The sequence below is a fragment of the Azospirillum sp. TSO35-2 genome (assembly GCF_003116095.1).
Lineage (GTDB): Bacteria > Pseudomonadota > Alphaproteobacteria > Azospirillales > Azospirillaceae > Azospirillum.
In genome coordinates this window covers 29,966-54,646 of the sequence record NZ_LGRA01000008.1, presented here as the reverse complement: position 1 = coordinate 54,646, position 24,681 = coordinate 29,966, and the positions used below count along the sequence as shown (strand labels likewise).

The window sequence follows — 24,681 nt, the reverse complement described above, 5'->3', positions numbered from 1 at the left end:
CGAGTCGCACCGATTCGGGTCGTGTAAGGATGGAGGAGGGGGCGGGATGGGCGGATCTGTCCGATGGAGGCTGGTCCGAATCCGGCGCTTTGTCGGCGTTTCCGACTCCCTTTCCCTCTTAAAAGGATTCGTCGGGTACGAAAGCCAGCGGAGTCCGCGAGTCGCAGCGAATCTTCCTTACAGGGCGGGGGAAAGTGCCTTACTGGGTGGGGGCGAGTCGCACACCCCCCGGGGCGTAAGGCTGTCGCCCCCAGGGTGTAAGGATATCAAGGATTCTTCGCCGCGACCCTTTCCTTACTTGTTTTTCCGGTAAGGATTGATCTAGCCTCCGTCGATTTCGGTGGAGGACGGCGATGGCGGCGACGGGGCGCAGGAAGACGCGTGGTGCGGTGGCGGAGGATTCCGCCCCGTCGACCGCGGCTGCGCCCTCCGTCACCATGGAGAAGACCGGCAGCGCGGAGAAGACCGGATCCGGCCTCGTCGTGCTGGGGCCGGAGGATCTGGCCGGTGGTGCGGTGATCGACGGCGACGGCACGGCGGCGACCAACCTGCCGCCCAACCTGCCCTCGGTGGCGCCGGACGCCGCCGCCCCGGTGGCCGGCCTGACCGCGCGGGTCGCCAGCGCCACCTTCGAGCGCGACGGCTACAAGCACCTGATCAAGGCGGCGGAGGCGGTCTACAGCTACCCGGCCAACGGCACGCGGCTGTCGCTGCCAGCGCAGAAGATGCTGAACTTCATGATCCATCTGGCCGGCAGCCAGAATTTCGCCAACAAGCTCTACCGCCTGCCCAAGCGGGTGGTGCGCGGCAACCACAAGGGCAACGAGCGCATCTTCGACGCCCTGAAGGAGATCTTCGACTCCAGCCTGGTGGTGATCGGCCCGTTCCGCGGCCGGCGGTCGCGCGCCGAGCTGCGCATCCTTTCCAGCTATGTCCGGCCGGAGGAGGAGGAGGACAGCGACGCCGCCGACATCCATTTCCAGTTCACCGACGCCTTCCTGGAAATTCAGCGCTCGTCGCAGCTCTGGGCCAAGCTGTCCGGGCCGGCGATGGTCAAGGTCACCAGCACCTACGCGCTGAAGCTGTACGAGATCGGCATGCAGCGCTACCAGATGGACTATCCGTCGCTGGAGCTGGATATCGACACCCTGCGCAAGCTGATGAACGTGCCGGAGGGCGCCTACAAGGATTTCGGCATCCTGCGCACCCGCACCATCGACCGCGCCATGGCCGAGGTGAACCAGCTCGCCCCCTTCCGCGTCAGCATGCCGGAAGAGAAGATGAAGCGGAAAGGCCGCAAGATCGAGGCGGTGACCCTCGATTTCCTCGCCAAGGACGAGGAGGAGGCGGCCGAAACCTATCTGGAGCGCGAACGCCACAGCGCCGGCCGCCGCGCGCGCCGCATCGGCAAGGTCGACACCGTCGCCCCCGCCGACCCGGTGGAGGCCGGCCTCGCCGACCTCGGCCCGCTGCCCGACGCCGACGACGTCACCGCCCTGTGGGCCGCTGTCCTGCACGCCCTGAAGGGCAAGGTCCCCGCCCCGCTGCTGGCCGAACTGGAGCCCGACCGCGTCGAGGAAGCCCCCCAGGGCGGCCGCCGCCTGGTGCTGAAGGCCAAGAACCCGGCGGTCGCCGACACCGCCCGCATGAACCACTGGCCGACCCTGAAATCCGCCCTGTCCTCGCTGACCGGCGGCCTGATCGAGGACGTCGCCTTCGAGGTCGCGGCACGGCGGACGAAAGCGGCCAAGGCGGCTGCCCCCGAGGGGTAAGGATTGGGGAGGCCCCACCCGGTTTCAGGCGGCGTCTAGGGCGGGGATTGCGGCGAGGTCGGTGGCCATCTCGCGGCCCAGGCAATTGAGGTCGTGCTGGGCCCGAAGGGTGAGCCACAGCGCCGGCCCATTGCCGCACAGCTTGCCGAGCCGCAGGACCATGACCGGAGTAAAATCGAGAGTCTTGAATGGCTGCCGGTCTGACTGGGCAGGTCTCAGGGGGGGGGCTCGGCCCCTCCCGCTGGCCTGCTCAGTCGGACTTTCACTGGTAAGGATAGTTGTCATCAACCAGCAGACACAGTTGCGGCACTGCAGCCTGGTATAGTTCTCAAAGTCCGCTGGACCCAGCCGCCGCCACCGCCATGTCATTCTCGACAGAACTGCCGCTGACGCCGATCGCACCGATAATGGTGCCGGTCTTGTCCCGGATCAGTTCGCCGCCGCCGAAGATGGTGAGGCCACCGTTTGTCACTTCAATGCCGTAGAGCGGCTGGCCGGGCTTGGCCAGATCACCAAGCTCCTTGGACGACATGTTGAAAAGCCGTGCCGTTTTGGCCTTGCGGATTGAGATGTCGATGCTTCCAAGAAAAGCGCCGTCCATCCGGCTGAAGGCCTTCAGATTACCACCGGCGTCGACCACCGCAATGTTCATTAGTGTTTCTTGCTGCCTAGCCTTCTCTTCAGCCGCCTTCAACACTTTCTGAGCCTGTTCGATCGTGATGTCGCCGGACAAGGTAAGTTTAGACGGACTCTCTGCTGCGGCGACGCTGGCAAACAGCGTCGCCGCAGCAAACGCTGCGAGCGTGTGTTTCAGCATTCTATATGCATCCTATTCGGGTTGTCTTGAGAATTGGTATCATTCATGTCTGCCAAGACTTCAGGCAGATGAATATTTAAGTTCCTACGAAATTTCTTTGTCAATGCGACGAAAACGCAGCCTGGGCTGGCGTGTTGCATGGAGGTGGCTGGTGGCCCAGTCGAGTGCGTGCAACCTTGCGCCAGTATAGCAACTTAAAAATGTGTGATGCCGGGGGGCCGCTTGCCGGGCAAGGCCACCTCCAACTCGGCAAAGTGCTCTTGGCTTCCCAGCGTTCGTGGCAAAGCGCAGCCAGCTCCTTGGTCGGAGCGCTGAGCGGGTCGATCAGCGTGGTGATCAGCCGGTGCAGCGGTTTGGCCTCCAAGGCCCCACCCAGACGACAATCGATGACGCGCACTGACTTGCCGGCCACTCCCACCTCGGGAAGCCGCAGGCGCAATCAGCGCCCCCCTTCCAGCAGATCCCGCAGCATCTCGCCGTCAGAGGCTTGCGCATAAAGCGCCAAAGCCAACAGGCAATAGACCACCAACCACGCCAGTAACGGACGCCGTCGGACGCTGTGGTGGCCGGTCTCGGTCAGCACAGCGTCGATGAAGCGTGGTGGAATCATGGTCCCCAGGACACTCGGCGTCACAAGAACGCGGATCCGTGTCCCCCCTTCGCCAGGGGTGCAAACGGCCGGGCCATGGCCGCTTCCCCTTGAGGAAAACCTGCCAGATTCAACAGAGCAAAACCGCTCAAGTGAACGGTGCTCAAGTGAACGGTATTGATATTAACGCCCCCGCGCCGCTGCCCCTCCCCCAAGCCGTAAGGATCGGCGGAGGCACCCCGCCCCCGCCGATCCCCGCACACCCTCAGCCCTGCTTCGCCTTCAGCGCCGCCAGACGGTCGGAGAGGCTGTTCGCGGTCGGCTTGCCCGAGGCGGCAGCCAGCGCGGCGGCGATGTTGGGGTCTTCCTTTTCCGGGACCGACGGGCGCAGCAGCTTGGCCTTGGCGTTGGCGGCCTCGGCGGCGGCCAGATCCTTGGCGGCGGTGTCCTGCATCGCCTTCAACGCCACCGTCAGGCCGCTGGTCGCCCCGGCGAGGCCGGCGGCCTGGCGGGCGGCTTCGGCCTGACGCTCGGCCATGGCGCGCTGCTGGTCGGCGCGGCCCATGTCGCGCTGGGCGCGGGTCAGTTCGGCGCGGGCGGCCTTCAGCTTGGCGCCGGCCTCGGCGTAGTTCTTTTCCAGCATCTCCAGGAACTCGCGCGCTTCCACCGCGTCGCGGACCTCGCGGTCGATCTCCGGGGCCATCTCTTCCAGCATGGCGACGATGGTCTCCAGGCTCTTTTCCAGGCCGGCCTTGCGCGACGGGTCGGTTTCCGCGTCGATCTGGCGCTGCAGATGCTCGGCGGCGGCCATGCGCTGGCCCGACAGCGCCTTGATCGCGTCGGCTTCACGCTGCTCGCGGTCGTGGATGGCGCGGGCCTCCGCCACCTGACGGCCCAGACCGTCGAGATGCTGTTCCATGGTCCGCAGCTCCGCTTCCGTCGCGGATTTGGGATCCCAGCGCACCAGCGCCTCCATGGCGCCCTGCACGGCCTGGTCGGTCTTGACACCCATAAGGTTGCGGATGAACGCGAGCATGGCGGATTTCCTGTCGAAATGGGTTGTTGGAGGCGCCGCGGACGAAAGCCCGAACGGCGCGTCGTCGCACAGATGGGGTGGGTCGATGGCGCTGACCAGACCCCCATCCTTACCGCTTGGGGGAGTTTTTCGCCGCGGTCAGCCGGCCAGCGCCGCGGCGTTGATCAGGGCGACGCCCAGCTGCACGCCGACCAGGGCGGCGGCCGAGGCGACGTTGCCGGATTCGATCTGGCCGCGCAGGTCGCGGATCAGCAGCGTCGCCACCGCGAAGGCGACCAGTTGCAGGATCAGCGCCACCACCCCCCACAGCAGGATGTCGAGCACGACGCTGCTGGTCGCCAGCGTCGCCGCCAGCGGGATGGCCAGCGCGACGATGGAGCCGGCCAGGGTCAGGCCGCCGGCGGGGTTGCCCTCCGCCACCAGCTGGCGCTCGTTGAAGGGGGTGATGCGGGTGTAGACGGCGACGCCGACCGCCAGCAGCGCCAGCGTGACGGCGAGCTGGACCAGCAGCACCGGAAGCCCGGTGCCGAGCGCGGTCAGGATGGAACCGAAGGTGCTTTCCATGGGGCCGGCACTCTTGTCTTGGGGTGGGGTGTGATCAGGCGAGCGAGAGGGAGGCGGGGTTGACGTCGATGCCGGCCGACACCTCGACCGAGGCCAAGCCGCCGCGCTCCACCGCCTCGACCAGGATGTATTCGCGCTCCGGCGCCGGGGCGGCGGCCCCGGTGGGGGCGCCGTAGAGCATGGCCTGACTGACCACCGTCTCGGTCCCGCGCAGGGTCTGGCGCGCCTCGCTCAGGGTGAAGGGCTGGATCCGGCTGGTGCCCGGCTGCCAGACGCGCGGATAGACCTTGCCGTCCTTGGTCTGGAACTCCGGCCAGCCGATCATCCCCTCGGCGTCGTCGAGCCAGAAGCCCCATTCGCCCTCGTCGGCGGGGGTGACGCTGTCCAGCGGGGTGAAATAGCGGCACTCGTCCGGCTGGCCGTCGGCGCCGAGATGGATTTGGAAGAAGCCGCTGCCCGGCAGGTGCAGCCGGTAGACGGTGGCCGGGCCGGAGGTGACGGTGCCCACCGCCTCGATCGACACCAGACGGTCGGTGCCGGTGTCCGGCGCCTTGACCTTGGTGACACCCTCCGCCAGCAGGAAGGGCGCCGGGTCGATGGTGACGGTCATGCCGACGCGGAACAGCGACGGGCTGTAGCGCTGGCCGCCGAGCTTCTGGTTCACGTAGTTGCCGAGCGTTCCGAACAGGGGCACGTCCGATCCTCCCTTTGATACCGGTGCCGCAGTCTTTGCGGGCGGGTTGTCCATCCGGCGCCGCGCCCGCCACAGCAGGAACAGCACGGCGGCGCCCAGCAGCAGGATGCCCCACCACCAGAACCCGCCCATGCCGGAGCCGCGCCCCGCTTTCGCGGCGTCGGCCCGCGCCGCGTCGGTGGCGCCGGCCGAGCTGCCGGAATCGGCGCGGGCCAGATCCGCCGGCACGTCGGGCGGCAGCCGCCCCTGCTCGCGCGGTGCGTCGGCCTGCGCCGCCATTGACTGGTCGAGCTGGTCCAGCTTGGCGCGCAGCTCGGCGTTGTCCTTCGCCTGCCGGTCGGCCTCCTGCCGCCACTCGCGATAGCCGGGGTCGTTGGCGTTGTCGTGGAAGAAGGAGGCGTGGCCGGGCCGGGTCAGCGTGTCGAGCATGAACCACAGGAACAGCCCGTCCCACAGCCCGAAGCGCCGCGGCGCGGTGTAGGCGTAGGGCGGCGGGCTCCAGCCATAGCCGCCATAGGGGTTGACGGGGGCCGGCCGGGTCGACGGCGTGCGGCCGTAACCGCTGGAGCCACCGCCCCAGCTCCAGCCCGATCCGCTGGAACCGGTCCCGGAGGGCTGCGTCGGCTGTTGCGCCGTCGGCGGCGGGTTGCGGTCGGCGTCCTGGCGGGTGCGGTAGCGGTTCAGCGCGTCGGCCGAGCCCTGCTGGCTGATGGCGCGGTCGCCGGCCGAGGTCGGCGGAGCGGCGACGGATGGGGCCGCGGCGCCCGGCCGGGCGTAGCCGCCGCTGGATGAGGAGGAGCCGCCGGAGAACCAGCCGCCGCCGCTGCCGCCGGTCGATGGCGTGCGCGAGGTGGAGGGGCGGGAATAGCCGCCGCTGCTGCCGCCGACGGACGGCGTGCGCGACGACGACGGCCGCGAATAGCCGCCGGACGAGGACCGGCTGCTGGAACCGGCGCGGGCCGACGCCTCGTCGGGGGTCAGGGTGATGACGGCCGCGGCGGTGGCGGCGGTCACCAGCGGCACGGCCGGCACCGGCGCCGTCAGGACGGCGATGGGGGCCGCCAACGGCTGAAGCGCCATCAGCACGGCGACGGCGGCGGCGCGTAGGCGTTGGAGCCGCCGGGCTGCGGCGTTCTGCGTCATCCGTTCCCTCACGCTGCGCCCGGTACCGCGAACCGTCCGGTCCCAGGCAATCCGTGACCGAAGCTAGGCGCGCACGCGACACTTCTCAACCTGTTTGATGTCAAGGGGCTGGAGGCGCTGTGCCTTGCCTTTCCGCCCGGCCCTGGTGGATCATGCCCGCCTCGATCAAGCGATGGACGGTGCGGGACGACGATGCCGACGGAAAATCCGATGCGGACCATGGGCGGCGCGGGCGCGGCGCAGCCGGCCGTCCCGCCGGACGCGCTGGCGCGCGCGGCGCGGATCCTCGTCATCAAGCTGGACGAGTTGGGCGACTTCATCCTGGCGACGCCCTTTCTGCGCGGCCTGCGCGTCTATGCGCCGCAGGCCCACATCGCGCTGGCCGTCACCGCGCCGGTGCTGGAACTGGCGGGGGAACCGGGCGGTCCCTGCCCCTGGGCCGACGCGGTGGTGACGCCGGTCGGCGACGTGGCCGGCGGGAAGTTCAGTTTCCGCGGCCGCACCCCCGACGACCTCCAGGCCTTCGCCGCCGCCTTCCGCGCCGGCTTCGACCTCGTCGTCACCCTGCGCTTCGACGTCGACAAGGGTGGTGCCGCCACGCTGGCGGCGGCGACCCGCGCCCCGGTCCGGCTGGGCTATTCCGAAACCGTCACCCCCTGGAAGGCGGCGGGCAACCGCGGCTTCGACGCCGCCTACACCCATGTGCTGCCGGCCGGCCCGGTGCGCCACGAGGTCGAGCGCAACCTCGCCCTGCTGGCGGCGCTGGGGGCGGCCGATCCCGGCGACGGTACCCTCGACCTGCCGCTGTCCGCCGCCGAGCGCGAAGCCGCCGTCTGCCGGCTCGGCGCCTTTCCCGGCGGTCGACCCGGCCGCCTGCTGGCGGTGGCGCCGACCACCGCCATCGCCCGCAAGAACTACCCGATCGACCGGCTGCGCCCCCTGCTGGACCGTGTCGTCCGCGCGACGGGGGTCGGCGGCCTTGTCCTGCTGGGCACCGCCGACGGGGTGGAGCGGGCCTCGCGGCTGACGGACGGAATGCTGGCGGACGGAATGCCTTGCCCCGTGCTCGACCTGACCGGGCGGACCGGCGTGCGCGAGCTGGCGGCGATCGTCGCCGCGTCCGACGCCCTGCTGGCGATGGACACCGGCCCGGCCCACATGGCGGCGGCGGTCGGCACGCCGGTCGCGACGCTGTTCTGCCACCCCATCGGCGGCGATCCGCAAAGCCCCTACGCGCCGGAACGCTTCCGCCCCTGGGGCGATGCGGTGCTGGTGGTCCAGCCGCCGCACGCGGTGGCGCCCTGCACCGACAAGTGCCTGTCGTCGGAGCCGCACTGCATCGCCGCCATCGACCCTGGCGCGGCGGCCGACCGCATCGCCGAGTTTCTCCGCGCCAGCCGCTTCGGCACGGCCGGGTAGCGGCGGCGGGTTCCGGCCTTGCCGCCGCAGCCGGCCCCGGCTATCACAAGCCTGAGCGTTTCCGCCCCTTACCGTCCCCCTTGGCCCTGGACCCGATGGACGATCTCGACCGCCGGCTGATCGATCTGCTGACGCTGAACGCGCGGACCAGCACGGCGGCGCTCGGCCGCGCGCTGGGGCTGTCGCGCTCCACCGTGCAGGACCGGCTGGCCCGGCTGGAGCGCCAGGGGGTGATCGCCGGCTACACGGTGAGGCTGGGCGACAGCGCGCCCAAGCGCGGCGTGTCGGCCCTGGTGATGATCAGCGTGAACGCCAGGCTGGCCGACCGTGCCGTCCACGCGCTGCGCAAGATGCCGGAGGTGATCCGCCTGCACAGCATCAGCGGCCAGTACGACCTGTGCGCCACCGTCGGCACCGAGACGCACGACGCGATGGACACGGCGCTCGACACCATCGGCCGCCTGCCGGGGGTGGAGCGGACGATGTCGTCCATCGTGCTGTCGACCAAGATGGAGCGGTAGGGGCGTTCGGCGCACGAACCCCCGCCCCCCGCCCCTACAGCACCGCCGCCAGCCGCGTGCCCTGGTCGATGGCGCGTTTGGCGTCCAGTTCGGCCGCCACGTCGGCGCCGCCGATCAGGTGGACGGTGATGCCGGCGGCCTCCAGCGGCGCCTGCAGGTCGCGCAGCGGCTCCTGGCCGGTGCACAGCACGATGTTGTCGACCGCCAGGGTCTGCGGGCGTTCGTGCTTCTCGCCGAAGCTGATGGTCAGGCCCTCGTCGTCGATCCGCTCGTAATTCACGCCGGCCAGCGCCTGGACGTTCTTCATCTTCAACTGCGCCCGGTGGATCCAGCCGGTGGTCTTGCCCAGCCCGGCGCCGGGCTTGGTCGCCTTGCGCTGGAGCAGGACGATCTCCCGCGCCGGGGCAGCCGGATGCGGGCGGACGCCGGCGACGCCGCCGCGGGCCTCGGCCGGATCGGCCACCCCCCATTCGGCACGCCACAGCGCCGGATCCAGGCTGGGCGACGGCCCGTCCTGAGCCCCATCGTGAGCAAGGAACTCGCAAAGGTCGAAGCCGATGCCGCCGGCCCCGACCACGGCGACACGGCGGCCGACCGGCTTGGCGTGGCGCAGCACGTCGATGTAGGTCAGCACCTTCGGGTGGTCCTGGCCGGGGATCTTCGGGTCGCGCGGCACGACGCCGGTCGCCAGCACCACGGCGTCGAAGCCCCCACCGGCCGACGTCGCCGTCAAATCCGCCGCCGTCACCCGCTGGCCCAGATGCAGCGCCACGCCGGTCTCGGCCAGCCGGTGGCGGAAGTAGCGCAGCGTCTCGTCGAACTCCTCCTTGCCGGGGATGGTCTTCGCCATGGTGAACTGGCCGCCGATCTCGTCCGCCGCGTCGAACAGGTGGACTTCGTGGCCGCGCCCAGCCGCGGTGGTGGCGCAGGCGAGGCCGGCCGGGCCGGCGCCGACCACGGCGACGCGCTTGCGGACGGCGGCGGGGGTGATGGTCAGCTCGGTTTCGTGGCAGGCGCGCGGGTTGACCAGGCAGGTCGCCGTCTTGCCGGAGAAGATGTGGTCCAGGCAGGCCTGGTTGCAGGCGATGCAGCTGTTGATCGCCTCCGGCGTTCCGGCGGCGGCCTTGCGCACGAAGTCGGGATCGGCCAGGAAGGGCCGGGCCATCGACACCATGTCGGCCAGCCCGTCGGCGATGACGCGGTCGGCCACCTCGGGCGTGTTGATGCGGTTGGTGGTGCAGAGCGGGATGGACACCGCCCCCCTCAGCTTGCCGGTCACCCAGGCGAAGTTGGCGCGCGGCACGCTGGTGGCGATGGTCGGGACCCGCGCCTCGTGCCAGCCGATGCCGGTGTTGATGATGGTGGCGCCGGCCGCCTCGATGGCGGTGGCGAGCTGCACCACCTCCTCCCAGCTGCTGCCGTCGGGGATGAGGTCGAGCATCGACAGGCGGAAGATGATGATGAAGTCGGGGCCGACCGCCTCGCGCATCCGCGACACGATCTCCACCGCGAAGCGCATGCGGTTCTCGAAGGCGCCGCCCCACTGGTCGGTGCGCTGGTTGGTGTGGGTCACCAGGAACTGGTTGATCAGGTAGCCTTCCGATCCCATCACCTCGACCCCGTCGTAGCCGGCCTCGCGCGCCAGCTCGGCGCAGCGGACATAGGCGCGGATCTGCCGTTCGATGCCGCGCGCCGTCAGCGCCCGCGGGGTGAAGGGGGTGATCGGCGACTTGATGCGCGACGGCGCCACCGACAGCGGGCTGTGGGCGTAGCGGCCGGCGTGCAGGATCTGCAGCGCGATCCGGCCGCCTTCGGCGTGCACCGCGTCGGTGATGACCCGGTGCGCCCGCGCCGAGCTGTGCCGCGCCAGGGTGGAGCCGAAAGGCGACAGCCAACCCTCGACGTTCGGCGCGAATCCGCCGGTCACCATCAGCCCGACCCCGCCGCGCGCCCGTTCGGCGAAATAGGCCGCCAGCCGCGGGAAATGGCGGCGGCGATCCTCCAGCCCGGTGTGCATCGACCCCATCAGCACCCGGTTCTTCAGCACCGTGAAGCCGAGGTCGAGGGGGGCGAGCAGGTTCGGGTAGGGCTGGGTCACGGGGCTACGTCCTCTGGCGATGGCGGGCGGCGCTGGGAATACGGATGATCCGTGAGGCGGAGCCTAGATCAGGTTGACGTAAGCGTCAATGTGGTTCCGCAGCGGCTCTCCCGGCCACTTTCCCGGTCGTTGGGGTGCCCCGCTGTCCGTCCCCCTTTCCGCTTGGTGAAAAAGCCGTTCGGCGAACTGGCTCAAGGCCCTGCGCGGCGATCAAGCTCCGCACCCAAGGGCCGCCCCTCCATCCGCGGCGGCCATCGCGACGCCAATCGCGCAACACGGAGTTCGGCCATGGTGCAATTCGCCGCCAACCTGACGATGCTCTACAACGAGCACGCTTTCCTCGACCGATTCGCCGCGGCGGCCGATGCCGGCTTCCGTGGTGTGGAGTATCTGTTCCCCTACGACTTCTCCGCCGACGCGCTGGCCGAGAAGCTGCGCCGGCACGGCCTGACCCAGGTCCTGCACAATCTGCCGGCCGGCAACTGGGGCGGCGGGGAGCGCGGCATCGCCATCCTGCCCGACCGGGTGCAGGAGTTCCGCGACGGCGTCGCCCGCGCCATCGACTACGCCGGAACGCTGGGCTGCACACAGGTGAACTGCCTCGTCGGCATCCTGCCGGCCGGCGCCGACGCCGCGACCGCCGAGCGCACGCTGGTCGGCAACCTCGCCTACGCCGCCGACGCGCTGGCCGGCGCCGGGATCAGGCTGCTGGTCGAGCCGATCAACACCCGCGACATCCCCGGCTTCTACCTGACCCGCACCCGCCAAGCGCTCGACCTGATCGACACGGTCGGCTCCGACAATCTCTACGTGCAATACGACATCTACCACATGCAGATCATGGAAGGCGATCTGGCCCGCACCATCGAGGCCAACCTCGCCCGCATCGCCCATGTCCAGCTGGCCGACAACCCCGGCCGCAACGAGCCCGGCACCGGCGAGATCAATTATCCCTTCCTGTTCCAGCATCTGGACGCCATCGGCTACAGCGGCTGGGTCGGCTGCGAGTACAAGCCGAAGACGACGACCGACGCGGGGCTCGGCTGGTTCGCCCCCTACAAGACCGAACCGGCGCACGCCTGAGCACCCCAATTCCACGCAAGATAAGGACCACGGCAATGAAGGTCGGATTCATCGGTCTCGGCATCATGGGCACCCCGATGGCGGGGCACCTGCTGGACGCCGGTCACACCCTCTACGTCCACGACATCAAGCCGGTGTCGGCGGAACTGACGGCCAAGGGCGCCATCCCCTGCCCCAGCGGGGCGGAGGTCGCCGCGGCGGCCGAGGTCATCATCACCATGGTGCCCGACACGCCGCACGTCGCCGCCGCCCTGTTCGGCGAGAACGGCGTCGCGTCCGGCCTGTCGGCCGGCAAGATCGTGGTCGACATGTCCTCGATCTCGCCAATCGAGACCAAGGAGTTCGCCAAGCGCATCAACGAGTTGGGCTGCGACTACCTCGACGCCCCGGTGTCGGGCGGCGAGGTCGGCGCCAAGGCCGCCTCGCTGACCATCATGGTCGGCGGCCCCGACACCGCCTTCGCGACGGTCAAGCCGCTGTTCGACAAGATGGGCAAGAACGTCACGCTGGTCGGCGGCAACGGCGACGGCCAGACCACCAAGGTCGCCAACCAGATCATCGTCGCGCTGACCATCGAGGCGGTGGCCGAGGCGCTGCTGTTCGCCTCCAAGGCGGGCGCCGATCCGGCCAAGGTCCGTCAGGCGCTGATGGGCGGCTTCGCCTCGTCGCGCATCCTGGAGGTCCATGGCGAGCGGATGATCAACCGCAACTTCAACCCCGGCTTCCGCATCGAGCTGCACCAGAAGGACCTGAACCTGGCGCTGAACGGCGCCAAGGCCCTGAACCTGTCGCTGCCGCACACCGCGAGCTGCCAGCAGCTGTTCAACGCCTGCGTCGCCCAGGGTGGCGCCGCCTGGGACCACTCCGGCATGCTCCGCGCGCTGGAGCTGCTGGCGGGGCATGAGGTGGGGGCGAAGTGAGGTGAGGTTCGGCGCCGGGTTGCCCCCTCCCTCCCACGGCTTTGCCGCGGGTCCCTCCCTCCCCCGCTCTCGCGGGAGAGGGTGGATTCGCATAGCGGCGGCAGTCCCCTCTCCCGCGGGAGAGGGGGAGGGTTAGGGAGGGGGCAACCGGCGCCACCACCCCACCCAAACCATTGGCCCACCCCCCAATCCAGTGCATCCTAACCGCCCCGGTCTCCAACCTCGCCGAGCGACCATGACCACCGCCCCGACCACCGACGCCCTGCTCCACGACCTGTTCCGGGCCGCCCTGACCGCGGTGACCGCCGACACCCGGCTGCCGGCGGCGCTGCCCCGGCCGCCGAAGGGCCGCACGGTCGTCATCGGCGCCGGCAAGGCCGCCGCCGCCATGGCGAAGACGGTGGAGGACCATTGGCCGGGGCCGCTGACCGGGCTGGTCGTCACCCGCTACGACCATGACCTGCCGACCGAGCGGATCGAGGTGGTGCAGGCGTCGCACCCGGTGCCGGACGCCGCCGGGCAGGACGCGGCGCGGCGCATCGCCGATCTGGTGCAGGGGCTGACCGCCGACGACCTCGTGCTCTGCCTGATTTCCGGCGGCGGCTCGGCGCTGCTGGCCCTGCCGGCCCCCGGCATCACGCTGGAGGACAAGCGCACCGTCGCCAAGGCCCTGCTGAAGAGCGGCGCCGACATCGGCGAGATGAACTGCGTCCGCAAGCATCTGTCCGCCGTGAAGGGCGGCCGGCTCGCCGCGCTGGCCCATCCGGCGCGGGTGGTGTCGCTGCTGGTGTCGGACGTGCCGGGCGACGATCCGTCGGTCATCGCCAGCGGGCCGACGGTGCCGGACCCCACCAGCTTCGCCGACGCCCGCGCCATCCTGGTGAAATACGGCATCACCCCGCCGCCGGCCGTGGCCGCCTTCCTCGAAGCGGCGGCGGACGAGACGCCGAAGCCGGGCGACCCGCGGCTGGCCGGCGCCATCACCACCATCATCGCCACCCCGCAGGACGCGCTGGAGGCGGCCGCCGCGCTGGCCCGCGACCGCGGCTACACCCCCGTCATCCTGGGCGACGCCATCGAAGGCGAATCGCGCGAGGTTGCCAAGGTCCACGCCGGCATCGCCCGGCAGGTCGCCCGCCACGGCCAACCGGCCGCGGTCCCGGCGGTGATCCTGTCTGGCGGCGAAACCACGGTGACGGTGCGCGGCCAGGGCCGCGGCGGCCGCAACGTCGAATTCCTGCTGGCGCTGGCGGTGGCGCTGGACGGCCAGCCCGGCATCTCGGCCGCCGCCTTCGACACCGACGGCATCGATGGGACGGAGGACAACGCCGGCGCCATCCTGCGCCCCGACACGCTGGCGCGGGCCGAGGCGATGGGCCTCGACGCCAAGGCCTTCCTCGCCAACAACGACGGCTACAGCTTCTTCAAGGCGCTGGGCGATCTGGTCGTCACCGGGCCGACCCGGACCAACGTCAACGATTTCCGGGTGATCGTGATCGACCGCGGCTGACCGCCGGGCGCCTCATCCCGCCTTCCCCGCCGTCAACTGCGCGATGTAGATCCGGGTCAGCGATTTCAGGATCGGCGGCATGGCGGACACCGCGTCGTCGAAGCTGCGGCGGTCGATCACCTCGCAGACGCCGCCGGCGACCGCCACCGCGGTGACGTCGGGCGGCCGGCCGGTCAGCAGGAAGATCTCGCCGAACAGGCTGCCGGGACCGAGCGTCGCGAGGTCGCCGCCCAGCGTGCCGCGTCCGGGCCGCAGGGCGACGCGGCCGGACTGGATCAGGTAGGCGGCGTTGACCGGCTCGTTGGGGCCGAAGAAGACATGGCCCTCGCGGATCATGCGGCGGTCGACCACCTTCTGGAACGAGTTGGTGGAGCGGAAATCCACCGCGTTGCCGATCCGCTCGGTCGGCGGCAGGCCATAGTCGCGGCGGATGGCGGCGATCAGGCTCTGCAGCAGGTAGGAGGCCAGCGGCGGGCTGCGCTTCAGCAGGCCGCGGAACGCCTCCCGCGTCACCTCGACGCAGGCGACCTCGGTCAGGGAACGCACGGTGGCGCTGCGCTCGCCGTCGTCGATCAGCGCCATCTCGCCGACCACCGCGCCCTTGCCGACGACGCCCAGCCGGCGGGTCGAGCCGTCCGGCGCGGTCAGCAGCACCTCCAGCTCGCCGGATTCGATCAGCCACGCCCGGTCGGCGCGCTCGCCCTGGCGCATCATCACGATGCCGGGGCCGATGCTGTAGCGCTTGGGGCCGGAGGCGGCGGACTGGGGCATGGGCGAACTCGGTGGGCGGACTCGATGGGCAGGCTTGGGGCGGGCGGAAACGCCACCGCAACAGAGTAGCGCGTCGCCCCGCGCCCGTCACCCGCCCCTCAGCCGCCGGTCTTCATCATCCCATGCCCGCGCGCCGGGGCCGAGCCGCGGCCGAGCTGCTGGCGCAGGAAGGCGACGACCTCCGGCGAATCCCACTCCACCGCCCCTTCGACGCGACCCAGCTCCCGCCCCTCGGGATCGACCAGGATGGTGGTGGGCAGGCCGCGCAGGCCCAGCACCTTCATCGATTCCGAAGCGGGGTCGAGGTACAGCCCGAGATGGCCGACGCCGGTCTTGGCGAAGAAGGGCTCCACCGCCGTCCGCCCGCCGCGGTCGAGCGACAGCGCCACCACCTGGAAGGCGTCGCCGCCCATCTGGGCCTGGAGCCGGTCGAGCGACGGCATCTCCTTCACGCAAGGCCCGCACCAGGTCGCCCACAGGTTCAGCAGCACGACGCGGTCCTTGAAATCGGCCAGATCGACCCGCCGCCCGTCGCCGTCGACGAAGGACAGCGCCGGCATCGGCTTGGGCTCCGCCCCCTTGAACTTGTCGAGCTTGTCGGCACCGCCGGCCGCCGGAGTGGCGGACTCCGCGGTGCCGAGACGGGCCACGTCCGGAGGTGTGGGCGCCGCGCCGGCGCTCCACCACAGGCCGGCCCCGGCCATGCACACACAAACCGTTGCGACGGCCGCCAAAGTCCGCATACTCACGCTTCCTCGCTCCCCTACCCGATTGCCCGATACCGCATCATGAGCGCCGATCAGACCCCGCAAGACAGCCCCGCCGCCGCCCCCGCCGCCAGCCAGATGTGGGGCGGACGCTTTGCGCGCGGTCCCGCCGCCATCATGGAGAAGATCAACGCCTCCATCGGCTTCGACAAGCGGCTCGCCGACCAGGACATCGCCGGGTCCAAGGCCCACGCCGCGATGCTGGCCAAGCAGGGCATCATAACCCAGGCCGACGCCGACGCCATCCGCGATGGGCTGGACCGCGTGAAAGCAGAGATTGACGCCGGCACCTTCACCTTCAAGGTGGAGTTGGAGGACATCCACATGAATGTGGAGGCCCGGCTGGCCGATCTGATCGGCGAACCGGCCAAGCGCCTGCACACCGGCCGCTCGCGCAACGACCAGGTGGCGACCGACTTCAAGCTGTGGGTGCGCGACGCGCTGGACCGGACCATCGCCGGGCTGACCGCGCTGCAATCGGCGCTGATCGACCTGGCGGAGCAGAACACCGCGACGGTGATGCCCGGCTTCACCCACCTGCAGGCGGCGCAGCCGATCAGCTTCGCCCACCATCTGCTGGCCTATGTCGAGATGTTCGGGCGCGACCGCGGCCGCTTCCGCGACGCCCGCTGCCGGCTGAACGAATGCCCGCTGGGCTCGGCGGCGCTGGCCGGCACCCCCTACCCGATCGACCGCTTCATGACGGCGGAGGCGCTGGGCTTCAACCGGCCGACCGCCAACTCGCTGGACGCGGTGTCCGACCGCGACTTCGCGCTGGAATACCTGTCGGCGGCGTCGATCTGCGCCATGCACCTGTCGCGCTTCGCCGAGGAGATCGTGATCTGGTGCTCGGCCCAGTTCCGCTTCATCAAGCTGTCGGACGCCTACACCACCGGCTCCTCGATCATGCCGCAGAAGAAGAACCCCGACGCGGCGGAGCTGGTGCGGGCCAAGGCGGGCCGGGTCATCGGCTCGCTGACCGGGCTGCTGATCGCGATGAAGGGCCTGCCGCTGGCCTATTCCAAGGACATGCAGGAAGACAAGGAACCGGTGTTCGAGGCCGACGACACGCTGGCGCTGTGCATCGCCGCGACCGAGGGCATGGTCCGCGACATGCAGCCCAACGTGGCGGCGATGCGCGAGGCGGCCGACCGCGGCTTTCTGAACGCCACCGACCTCGCCGACTGGCTGGTGCGGGAACTGGACATGCCGTTCCGCGAGGCGCACCACGTCACCGGCCGCGCCGTGAAGGCGGCGGAGGACCGCCGCGTCGGCCTGACCGACCTGACGCTGGCGGAGTTGCAGGCGATCGAGCCGCGCATCACCGAGGCCGTCTATCCGGCGCTGAGCATCGAGGCGTCGCTGAACAGCCGCACCAGCTTCGGCGGACCGGCCCCGGTCCGCGTGCAGGAGGCGGTGAAGGCCGCCCGGGAGCGTTTTCTGTGAGCCACACCCCGACCCGCAGGACGGCGCTGACGGTCCTGGCCCTGGCCGGCGCCCTGGCGCTGACCGGCTGCGGCAAGAAGCCGAAGTTCGTCGACAGCCCGGTTCCGGAGGGGCAGGTCGATCCCTTCCCCCGGACCTACCCCAACCCGACCCTCGATCCGAAGCCCAACGCTGACAAGGCGGGCAAGACCGGCTCCGGAGTGCAGTTCCCATGACCACCCCCCGCACCGGGATCCCCAATGGCGCACCGATGAGCGTCTTCGCCTACCACAACGGCGTGCTGCACGCCGAGTCGGTGTCGCTGGAGGATGTGGCGCGCGAGGTCGGCACGCCCTTCTACCTCTATTCCACCGCGGCGCTGGAATCGCACTACAACGCCTACGCCGGCGCCTTCGCCGGGCAGGACGCCGGGGTGTGCTACGCGCTGAAGGCCAACTCCAACCTCGCGGTGATCCGCACGCTGGCCAACCTCGGCGCCGGCGGCGACGTGGTCTCGGTGGGCGAGATGACGCGGGCGCTGGCCGGCGGCATCCCGCCGGAGCGCATCGTCTTCTCCGGCGTCGGCAAGACCAGGGCCGACCTGCGCGCCGCGCTGGAGGCCGGCATCCACCAGATCAACGTCGAATCGGTGCCGGAGCTGGAGGCGCTGAGCGAGATCGCCTCGGCCATGGGGGTGGAGGCGCCGATCGCCTTCCGCGTCAACCCGGACGTCGACGCCAAGACCCACGCCAAGATCGCCACCGGCAAGAAAGAGAACAAGTTCGGCATCGACTACGACCACGCGCGCGAGATCTACCGCCGCGCGGCCGCCCTGCCGGGCATCAAGCCGGTCGCCATCGCCGTCCACATCGGCTCGCAGCTGACCGACCTCGCCCCCTTCCGGGCGGCGTACGAGCGGGTGGCGGTGCTGCTGCACCAGCTGCGCGAGGACGGGCACGACATCCAGCGCCTCGACCTCGGCGGCGGGTTGGGCATCACCTACAAGAACGAGGCGCCGCCCGATCTGGCCGACTACGCCGCGATGGTGCGCTCCATCACCGGCAACCTCGGCTGCCGCATCACGCTGGAGCCGGGGCGGTCGCTGGTCGGCAACGCCGGCATCCTGGTCAGCCGCGTCATCTACGTGAAGCAGGGGCTGCACCGCCGCTTCGCCATCGTCGACGCGGCGATGAACGACCTGATCCGCCCGTCGCTGTACGACGCCTACCACGGCATCGTCCCGGTCGCCGAACCGGCGGCCGACGCCGCGCAGGAGCCCTACGACGTCGTCGGCCCGGTGTGCGAGAGCGGCGACACCTTCGCCGTGCAACGCCCGCTGCCGCCGCTGGCCGACGAGGATCTGGTGGCCTTCCTGTCGGCCGGCGCCTATGGCGCGGTGATGGCTTCGACCTACAACACCCGCCCGCTGGTGCCGGAGGTGCTGGTCAACGGCGACCGCTTCGCCGTGATCCGCCCGCGCCCGACGGTGGAGGAGATGCTGGCGGCCGAGCGGGTTCCCGACTGGCTTTGAACCGGTGAACGGTCCGTCGTAGGGAATGGGAGACGATTCCGGCTGTTGTCGTCGTGCCGGTCGCCGCGCTGGGCGCGGCACGACGACAACAGGATGGATCCTTGTCTTCGCAGAGTTCACAGCCTCCGATCGAGGATGGCGCCGCCTTCTGGGAAGACGGCGGCGAGATGGGCGAGCGCCTGCGCGCCCATGACTGGAGCGTCACGCCGCTCGGCGATCCGCGCCACTGGCCGCCGTCGCTGCGGACGACGGTCAGCATCGTCATGAATTCGCGCATTCCCTCGGCGGTGGTCTGGGGGCCGTCGCTCGTCACCATCTACAACGACGCCTTCCGGCCGATCCTGGGCAGCAAGCCGGAAGCGCTCGGCCGCTCCTTCCGCGAGGTCTGGGCCGAGGTCTGGCACCTCATCGGCCCGATCGCCGAGCGCGCCTTCGCCGGCGAGGCGACCTTCATCGAAGACTTTCCCCTGGTCATCAACCGTCACGGCATGCCGGAGCCGGTCTGGTTCACCTTCTGCTACAGCCCGGTGCGCGACGAGACCGGGGCGGTGGTCGGCATGATCGACACCGTGATCGAGACGACGGAGAGCGTGCGCGCCCGCAACGCCGTCGCCGCGATGAACGCCCATCTGGAAGCCGAGGTGGCGCACCGCACCCGCGATCTGGTGGCGGCGCAGGCGGCCCTGCGCCAGAGCCAGAAGATGGAGGCGATCGGCCAGTTGGCCGGCGGCATCGCCCACGACTTCAACAACATGCTGGCCGTGGTCATCAGCGGCCTGAACCTGCTGCAACGGCGGCTGGCGCGCGGCGACACCAACGTCGGCGTCTACATCGAGGGGGCGATGGATGGGGCGACGCGCGCCGCGACGCTGACCCAGCGGCTGCTCGCCTTCTCCCGCCAGCAGCCGCTGGCGCCGGAGGTGATCGACGCCAACCGGCTGGTGCGCGGCATGACCGACCTGCTGACCCGCACGCTGGGCGAAACCATCGCCATCGACTTCGTCACCGCCGACGGCCTGTGGACGATCCACGCCGACCGCAACCAGCTGGAAAACGTCCTGCTGAACATGGCGGTCAACGCGCGCGACGCGATGCCCGACGGCGGCCGCCTGACCATCGAAACCGCGAACCTGGAGGTCGACGCCGCCAGCGCCGACGAGATGATGGCGCCCGGTCCCTATGTGACGATCGCCGTGACCGACACCGGCACCGGCATGCCGCCCGAGGTGGTGGCCAGGGCGTTCGAGCCCTTCTTCACCACCAAGTCGGTCGGCAAGGGCACCGGCCTGGGCCTGAGCCAGGCGTTCGGCTTCGCCCGCCAGTCCGGCGGCCACATCCGGGTGACGTCGGAGGTCGGTGTCGGCTCGACCTTCCGGCTCTGCCTGCCCCGCTTCCATGGCAACGCGGAGCCGGCGGCGACGCCCTCCCCCTCCCTCGCCGCCACGCTGGCCGGCCGTCCGCAGGAGATCGTCCTGGTGGTGGAGGACGAGGACCGGGTCCGCGCCTTCACCGTCGAGGCGCTGCGCGAACTCGGCTACACCGTCATCCACGCCGCCGACGGGGCCGAGGCGCTGCGCATCATCGACGGTGGGGTTTTCGTCGGCGACGGGCCGGCGGGCCGGCAGGACGTCACCCTGCTGCTGACCGACATCGTGATGCCCGGCATGACCGGCCGCCAACTCGCCGACGCCGCGCTGGAACGGCTGCCGGACCTGAAGGTGCTCTACACCACCGGCTACAGCGGCGACGCGGTGATCCACAACGGCGTGCTCGACCCCGGCACCAACCTGCTGGCCAAGCCCTTCGGCATCGATCATCTGGCCGAGACGGTGCGCGGCGTGCTGGACGCGCCGGGGTGAGGGGGAAGCCGGCCCTTACGCCGCCCGGCGCATTCCGCCCACGGTGAAGTTCTCTTCCGCGATGCGGAGCGCGGTCTGGCTGGTGGGTTGGCCGTCGCGGGCGGCGCGCTGGAGGATGTCCAGGGTGATGCCGCGGATGCGCCCGCAGTCGGCCAGCACGGTGGCGGGGTCGTAGGCCGGGCCTTCGTGGGCGATGTCGATCAGGCCGCCGGCGCTGACGACGAAGTCGGGGGCGTAGAGGATGCCGCGGCGGTGCAGGGCCACGCCGTGCGCCTCGGTGGCGAGCTGGTTGTTGGCGGCGCCGCAGACGCTGCGGCAGCGCAGACCGGCGATGCTGGCGTCGTCGAACACGGCGCCCATCGCGTTGGGCGACAGGACGTCGACGTCGGCGAACAGGATTTCGTCGGCCGGGACCGGGCGGGCGCCGAAGCGGTCGGCGGCCTCCTCGACGCGGGCGGCGTTCAGGTCGGCCACGGTCAGGCGGGCGCCGGCGGCGTGCAGGTAGCGGCACAGCCGGATGCCGACGCTGCCCAGCCCCTGCACCGCCACCGTCAGTCCCTCCAGATCGTTGCCATCGAGACCGGTGCTGCCGGGACCTTCGTTGCCGGTCTGGCGGCCGAAGCGGTGCGCGGCGACCGCCAGGATGCCCTGGAACACGCCGTAGGCGGTGGCGGGGCAGGGCTCGCCCGCAGCGTCGGGCAGGCCGGCGGCGTAGGGGGTGACGGTGCGCACCACCTCCATGTCGCGGACGGTGGTGCCGACGTCGTCGGCCATGATGTAGCGGCCTTGCAGCGTGGCGACGGCGCGGCCCATGGCGCGCAGCAGGTCGGCGGTCTTGTCGCGGGCGGGGTCGCCGATGATGACCGACTTGCCGCCGCCGTAGGGCAGACGGGTGATCGCCGCCTTGTAGGTCATGCCGCGCGACAGGCGCAGCACGTCGCGCACCGCGTCCTCCTCGCTGGCGTAGGGGTACATGCGGCAGCCGCCGAAGGCCGGACCGCGGCTGGTGTTGTGGATGGCGATGATCGCCTTCAGCCCGACGGAGGGCTCGTTCACGAAGACGACCTGCTCGTGCTCCCGGAAATCGACCGCGCCGAAGATGCTCATCGTCCCTGCTCCCGTACCCGCTTGGCCGCCTGTCCGGAAGTGATCCGTGAGGCGGATGGTTGTTGTGGTCAAGATCAGGGTATGGTGAATGGGATCGCGGAAAAACGTTGGTCTGTCGGCATTCAGGTGAACGCGGATGCAACTTTCCCCGAGGCATCCGGCGATCGGGCTGGTGGCGGGGCGGCGGCGGCGAGTTCGTCGAGGAAGGCGCGCAGCACCGCGGACTCCGGCCGGGTGGCGTGGGTGGCGACCAGCATCCCGGTGGAGATGGTGGTGCGGTCGGGCCGCACCGGGCGCAGCCGGCCGTCGCGCTCCCAGGGCCGCCCGACATGGCGGGGCAGGAAGCCGAGATAGCGGCCGGTCAGCAGCAGGAAGGCGATCGCCTCGATCTGGCGGGCGGTGGCGGTGACCGACACCGGCGCCCAGCCGGTGCCGAACAGGCCGGCCAGATGCTGGCTCTCCGACCAGCTCAGCGAGGCGTAGTCGTGCTCCAGCAGGGTGTGGACCGGGGTGTCGGCGGCGTGGTCGAACAGCGGGTGGCCGGGGCCGCAATAGAGGCAGCAATCCTCGCGGTAGAGCGGGCGATGGACCAGGCCGGGCGGGCGCCGCTCGCGCTCCGGCAGGACGCCGACCTGCAGGCGGTTGTCGAGCAGCGCCGCCTCCACCGCGTCGGGCGCCAGGATCGACAGGCTGAGCGTCACGCCGGGCGCGCGGGTGGCCAGCCGGGTCAGCGCCGGCTGCACCGGGCTGGCCGGGTCGCTGACCATGTGGTCCATCAGGCCGATGCGCAGTTCGCCCACCAGATCGGTGTGGAGCGCGCTGACCTGGGTGCGGAACTCGTCCAGCGAGGTCAGCAGCCGCTCGGCGTGGGCGTGGAGGGCGGCGCCATGCTCGGTCAGCTCGAACCCGGCGCGGCCGCGGCGGCACAGCGTCAGCCCCAGCCGCTCCTCCAGGTCGGCCATGTGCTTGCTGATGGTCGAGCGGCCGATGTTCAGCTCGACCTGCGCCGCGGCGAAGCCGCCGTTCGCCACCACCGCGCGGAAGACGCGCAGCAGCCGCAGGTCGATGTCGCTGATGCGGCCGTGGAAGCCGCCCGGGGGGCCGCCGTGGGCGGCTTTTTCGGTCCTGTCCGCCATGGGGATCACGCTCCCGTCAACCCTGATCGGACGCCAGGATAGCGCGGACGGCGGGGCGCGGGCGTGGAAAAGGCGGGCGCGGAAAAGCGCCGGTCCGCTTGCGTCGGCTCCGGCCGCTGGCCCACACTGCGGCCATGCATGTGGACACCACCGACCTGCGCCTGCTGCGCATCTTCCTGACCATCGCCGAGTCGGGCGGCTTCGCCGCGGCGCAGGGCGAATTGAACCTGTCGCTGCCGACCATCTCCAGTCATATGGCGACGCTGGAAAGCCGGCTGGGGCTGACGCTGTGCCGGCGTGGGCGCGGCGGCTTCGCCCTGACGACCGAGGGCAACGCGGTCTACGAGGAGGCGCGCCACCTGTTCCAGGCGCTCGACCGTTTCGAGCAGCGGGCGCGGGCGTTGCGCAACCGGTTGTCGGGCACGCTGACGCTGGGGGTGGTCGACAACACCATCACCGACCCCAACCTGCCGCTGGAGGCGGTCTTCGCCCGCTTCGCCCAGGAGGCGCCGGAGGTGGTCGTCTCCATCACCACCCGGCCGCCCAGCGAGCTGCTGCGCGACGTGGTGTCCCGCCAGTTGCAGATCGCCATCGGCAGCTTTCCGCGCATCGCGCTCGGCCTCGACTACACCGATTTGCACACGGAGCGGCAGAACCTCTATTGCGGCCGGCGGCACCCGCTGTTCGACACCGACGACGCCGACATCACGGTGGAGCTGGCGCGTGAACACCGCATCGTCGCCCGCAGCTATTGGGGCATGCGCGACATGAAGCTGTTCGCCATCGCCGCCCCGCGCGCGGTGGTCAGCGACATGGAATCGACGGCGAGGCTGATCCTGTCCGGCGCCTATCTGGGCTACCTGCCCGACCATTACGCCGCGGCCGACACCGCCGCCGGCCGGTTGCGGCCGATCCGCCCCGACCTGTTCGGGGTGAAGGCGCTGTTCCAGGCGGCGACCGCCCCCGAAGCGCGGGAGGAGCCGATCGTCGCCCTGTTCCTGAACCTGCTGGCGGCGGAAATGCGTGGGGCCGGGGTCAGCCCGGCAGCCGCATCGCCACCGCGCCCAGCGCAATGACGCTGCCGGCGGCCAGACGCAGCGGGCCGACCCGCTCCTTCAGGACCAGGCGCGACAGCAGCAGGGCGAACAGGATCGAGGTTTCGCGGAGCGCGGCGGCGGAGGCGACCGGCGCCCGCGTCATCGCCCACAGCGCCAGCCCGTAGGAGCCGACCGAGCAGGCCCCGCCCCCCAGCACCACCCACCAGCGCGTCCGCGCGTAGGCCGCCAGCCGGCGCGGCTGCCGCCACAGCGCCGCCGCCAGCAGGGGCAGCCCGGTCAGCAGGAAGAGCCACAGCGTGTAGGCCGCCGGCTGGCCGGACAGCCGGACACCCAGCCCGTCCACCACCGTGTAGGAGGCGATCACCGCGGCGTTCGCCAAGGAAAAGCCGGTGGTCGCGAGGCCGTTAGCGCCCCGCCGCGTGGCCCTGCCGCGGCCGAGCGTGATGGCCAGAACCCCGCCGCAGACCAGCAGGATGCCGGTCCAGGCGGTGGCCGACAGCGCCTCCCCCAGCAGGACGCCGCTGGCCGCCGCGACCAGCAGCGGGGCGGTGCCGCGCATCAGCGGATAGGCGTGGCTCAGGTCGCCGGTGCGGTAGGCCGCCGCCAGCAGGCGGTAGTAGACGCTCTGCAAGGCGAAGGACAGCAGCAGGTAGGGCACGCTGGCCGCGTCGGGGGCCGGCAGGACGGGCAGCAGCGCCAGGGCGATGGCGGCCGAGCCGCCCGTCACCAGGGCCATGTCCAGCCGGGTGTCCGCCCCGGTCTTGATCGCGGTGTTCCATCCCGCATGCAGCGCGGCGCCGAACAGCACGGCGATCAGGGCATCGGTTGGCATGCCGCACAGTCTCCGCCGTCCATCATCGG

At 70.7% G+C, this 24,681-nt stretch carries 23 protein-coding genes; 11 read left to right on the top strand and 12 right to left on the bottom strand.

The window, feature by feature from the left end:
* Positions 1-353 precede the first annotated feature (353 nt).
* Positions 354-1,772 (top strand): replication initiation protein, encoded by a 1,419-nt coding sequence (locus TSO352_RS01720; protein WP_109105668.1) that lies wholly within the window; start codon positions 354-356, stop codon positions 1,770-1,772.
* Between the two features lie 24 nt (positions 1,773-1,796).
* On the opposite strand, the gene TSO352_RS33090 is transcribed toward TSO352_RS01720, so the two are convergent.
* The 6 genes from TSO352_RS33090 to TSO352_RS01695 form a co-directional block, all read right to left on the bottom strand.
* Positions 1,797-1,934 (bottom strand): hypothetical protein, encoded by a 138-nt coding sequence (locus TSO352_RS33090; protein ID WP_158284505.1) that lies wholly within the window; start codon positions 1,932-1,934, stop codon positions 1,797-1,799.
* A 166-nt stretch (positions 1,935-2,100) separates the two neighbouring features.
* A complete protein-coding gene (locus tag TSO352_RS01715) occupies positions 2,101-2,589 on the bottom strand; it encodes a heme-binding protein (RefSeq protein ID WP_109105667.1) in 489 nt (162 codons plus the stop codon).
* Between the two features lie 439 nt (positions 2,590-3,028).
* The gene (locus tag TSO352_RS01710) at positions 3,029-3,223 is read right to left on the bottom strand and encodes a transposase domain-containing protein (RefSeq protein WP_109105666.1); all 195 of its coding nucleotides are present in this window, start codon (positions 3,221-3,223) and stop codon (positions 3,029-3,031) included.
* A gap of 220 nt (positions 3,224-3,443) precedes the next feature.
* Entirely contained in the window at positions 3,444-4,214 is a 771-nt protein-coding gene (locus TSO352_RS01705) for a hypothetical protein (protein WP_109105665.1), read from the bottom strand.
* 138 nt (positions 4,215-4,352) lie between these two features.
* Positions 4,353-4,778: a DUF350 domain-containing protein gene (locus tag TSO352_RS01700; protein WP_109105664.1), complete on the bottom strand. Its 426-nt coding sequence runs from the start codon at positions 4,776-4,778 to the stop codon at positions 4,353-4,355.
* 34 nt (positions 4,779-4,812) lie between these two features.
* Complete coding sequence (locus TSO352_RS01695) at positions 4,813-6,615, bottom strand: DUF2491 family protein (RefSeq protein ID WP_109105663.1); 1,803 nt, start codon at positions 6,613-6,615, stop codon at positions 4,813-4,815.
* A 210-nt stretch (positions 6,616-6,825) separates the two neighbouring features.
* Here TSO352_RS01695 and TSO352_RS01690 point away from each other — a divergent pair, with 210 nt between their 5' ends.
* Together TSO352_RS01690 and TSO352_RS01685 are read left to right on the top strand one after the other, a co-directional pair.
* Positions 6,826-8,034 (top strand): glycosyltransferase family 9 protein, encoded by a 1,209-nt coding sequence (locus TSO352_RS01690; RefSeq protein WP_247871842.1) that lies wholly within the window; start codon positions 6,826-6,828, stop codon positions 8,032-8,034.
* A 95-nt stretch (positions 8,035-8,129) separates the two neighbouring features.
* The gene (locus TSO352_RS01685) at positions 8,130-8,555 is read left to right on the top strand and encodes an Lrp/AsnC family transcriptional regulator (RefSeq protein WP_109106618.1); all 426 of its coding nucleotides are present in this window, start codon (positions 8,130-8,132) and stop codon (positions 8,553-8,555) included.
* 34 nt (positions 8,556-8,589) lie between these two features.
* On the opposite strand, the gene TSO352_RS01680 is transcribed toward TSO352_RS01685, so the two are convergent.
* A complete protein-coding gene (locus TSO352_RS01680; protein WP_109105662.1) occupies positions 8,590-10,653 on the bottom strand; it encodes an NADPH-dependent 2,4-dienoyl-CoA reductase in 2,064 nt (687 codons plus the stop codon).
* A 288-nt stretch (positions 10,654-10,941) separates the two neighbouring features.
* Here TSO352_RS01680 and hyi point away from each other — a divergent pair, with 288 nt between their 5' ends.
* The 3 genes from hyi to TSO352_RS01665 all read left to right on the top strand — a co-directional run bounded on the left by hyi (position 10,942) and on the right by TSO352_RS01665 (position 14,166).
* A complete protein-coding gene (hyi, locus tag TSO352_RS01675; RefSeq protein WP_109105661.1) occupies positions 10,942-11,736 on the top strand; it encodes a hydroxypyruvate isomerase in 795 nt (264 codons plus the stop codon).
* Between the two features lie 35 nt (positions 11,737-11,771).
* On the top strand, positions 11,772-12,656 hold the full coding sequence (gene glxR, locus TSO352_RS01670; protein WP_109105660.1) for a 2-hydroxy-3-oxopropionate reductase: 885 nt from the start codon (positions 11,772-11,774) through the stop codon (positions 12,654-12,656).
* Positions 12,657-12,891: 235 nt separating this feature from the next.
* Complete coding sequence (locus tag TSO352_RS01665; protein ID WP_109105659.1) at positions 12,892-14,166, top strand: glycerate kinase; 1,275 nt, start codon at positions 12,892-12,894, stop codon at positions 14,164-14,166.
* A gap of 12 nt (positions 14,167-14,178) precedes the next feature.
* Here TSO352_RS01665 and TSO352_RS01660 read toward each other — a convergent pair whose 3' ends face one another.
* Entirely contained in the window at positions 14,179-14,937 is a 759-nt protein-coding gene (locus TSO352_RS01660) for a cyclic nucleotide-binding domain-containing protein (protein ID WP_109105658.1), read from the bottom strand.
* A gap of 98 nt (positions 14,938-15,035) precedes the next feature.
* The gene (locus TSO352_RS01655) at positions 15,036-15,641 is read right to left on the bottom strand and encodes a TlpA disulfide reductase family protein (protein WP_247871841.1); all 606 of its coding nucleotides are present in this window, start codon (positions 15,639-15,641) and stop codon (positions 15,036-15,038) included.
* Between the two features lie 84 nt (positions 15,642-15,725).
* Between TSO352_RS01655 and argH the strand changes: the two genes are divergently transcribed.
* The 4 genes from argH (at position 15,726) to TSO352_RS01635 (ending at position 20,519) form a co-directional block, all read left to right on the top strand.
* Positions 15,726-17,150 carry an argininosuccinate lyase gene (argH, locus tag TSO352_RS01650; protein WP_109105656.1) on the top strand — a complete coding sequence of 475 codons (1,425 nt, stop codon included), beginning with the start codon at positions 15,726-15,728 and terminating at the stop codon, positions 17,148-17,150.
* Positions 17,147-17,365 (top strand): hypothetical protein, encoded by a 219-nt coding sequence (locus TSO352_RS01645; RefSeq protein WP_247871840.1) that lies wholly within the window; start codon positions 17,147-17,149, stop codon positions 17,363-17,365. The genes argH and TSO352_RS01645 overlap by 4 nt, the downstream gene beginning before the upstream one ends.
* A gap of 35 nt (positions 17,366-17,400) precedes the next feature.
* On the top strand, positions 17,401-18,660 hold the full coding sequence (lysA, locus tag TSO352_RS01640; protein WP_109105655.1) for a diaminopimelate decarboxylase: 1,260 nt from the start codon (positions 17,401-17,403) through the stop codon (positions 18,658-18,660).
* Between the two features lie 101 nt (positions 18,661-18,761).
* Positions 18,762-20,519 (top strand): ATP-binding protein, encoded by a 1,758-nt coding sequence (locus TSO352_RS01635; protein WP_247871839.1) that lies wholly within the window; start codon positions 18,762-18,764, stop codon positions 20,517-20,519.
* A gap of 15 nt (positions 20,520-20,534) precedes the next feature.
* Here the strand turns inward: TSO352_RS01635 and TSO352_RS01630 are convergent, their stop codons facing one another.
* Complete coding sequence (locus tag TSO352_RS01630) at positions 20,535-21,626, bottom strand: Glu/Leu/Phe/Val dehydrogenase dimerization domain-containing protein (protein ID WP_109105653.1); 1,092 nt, start codon at positions 21,624-21,626, stop codon at positions 20,535-20,537.
* Between the two features lie 122 nt (positions 21,627-21,748).
* Complete coding sequence (locus TSO352_RS01625) at positions 21,749-22,762, bottom strand: LysR family transcriptional regulator (RefSeq protein WP_109105652.1); 1,014 nt, start codon at positions 22,760-22,762, stop codon at positions 21,749-21,751.
* Positions 22,763-22,896: 134 nt separating this feature from the next.
* On the opposite strand from TSO352_RS01625, the gene TSO352_RS01620 reads away from it, so the two are divergent.
* Positions 22,897-23,838, top strand: a complete 942-nt coding sequence (locus tag TSO352_RS01620) for a LysR family transcriptional regulator (RefSeq protein ID WP_109106616.1) — start codon at positions 22,897-22,899, stop codon at positions 23,836-23,838.
* On the opposite strand, the gene TSO352_RS01615 is transcribed toward TSO352_RS01620, so the two are convergent.
* Complete coding sequence (locus TSO352_RS01615) at positions 23,798-24,652, bottom strand: DMT family transporter (RefSeq protein ID WP_109105651.1); 855 nt, start codon at positions 24,650-24,652, stop codon at positions 23,798-23,800. The genes TSO352_RS01620 and TSO352_RS01615 overlap by 41 nt on opposite strands.
* Positions 24,653-24,681: the final 29 nt, after the last annotated feature.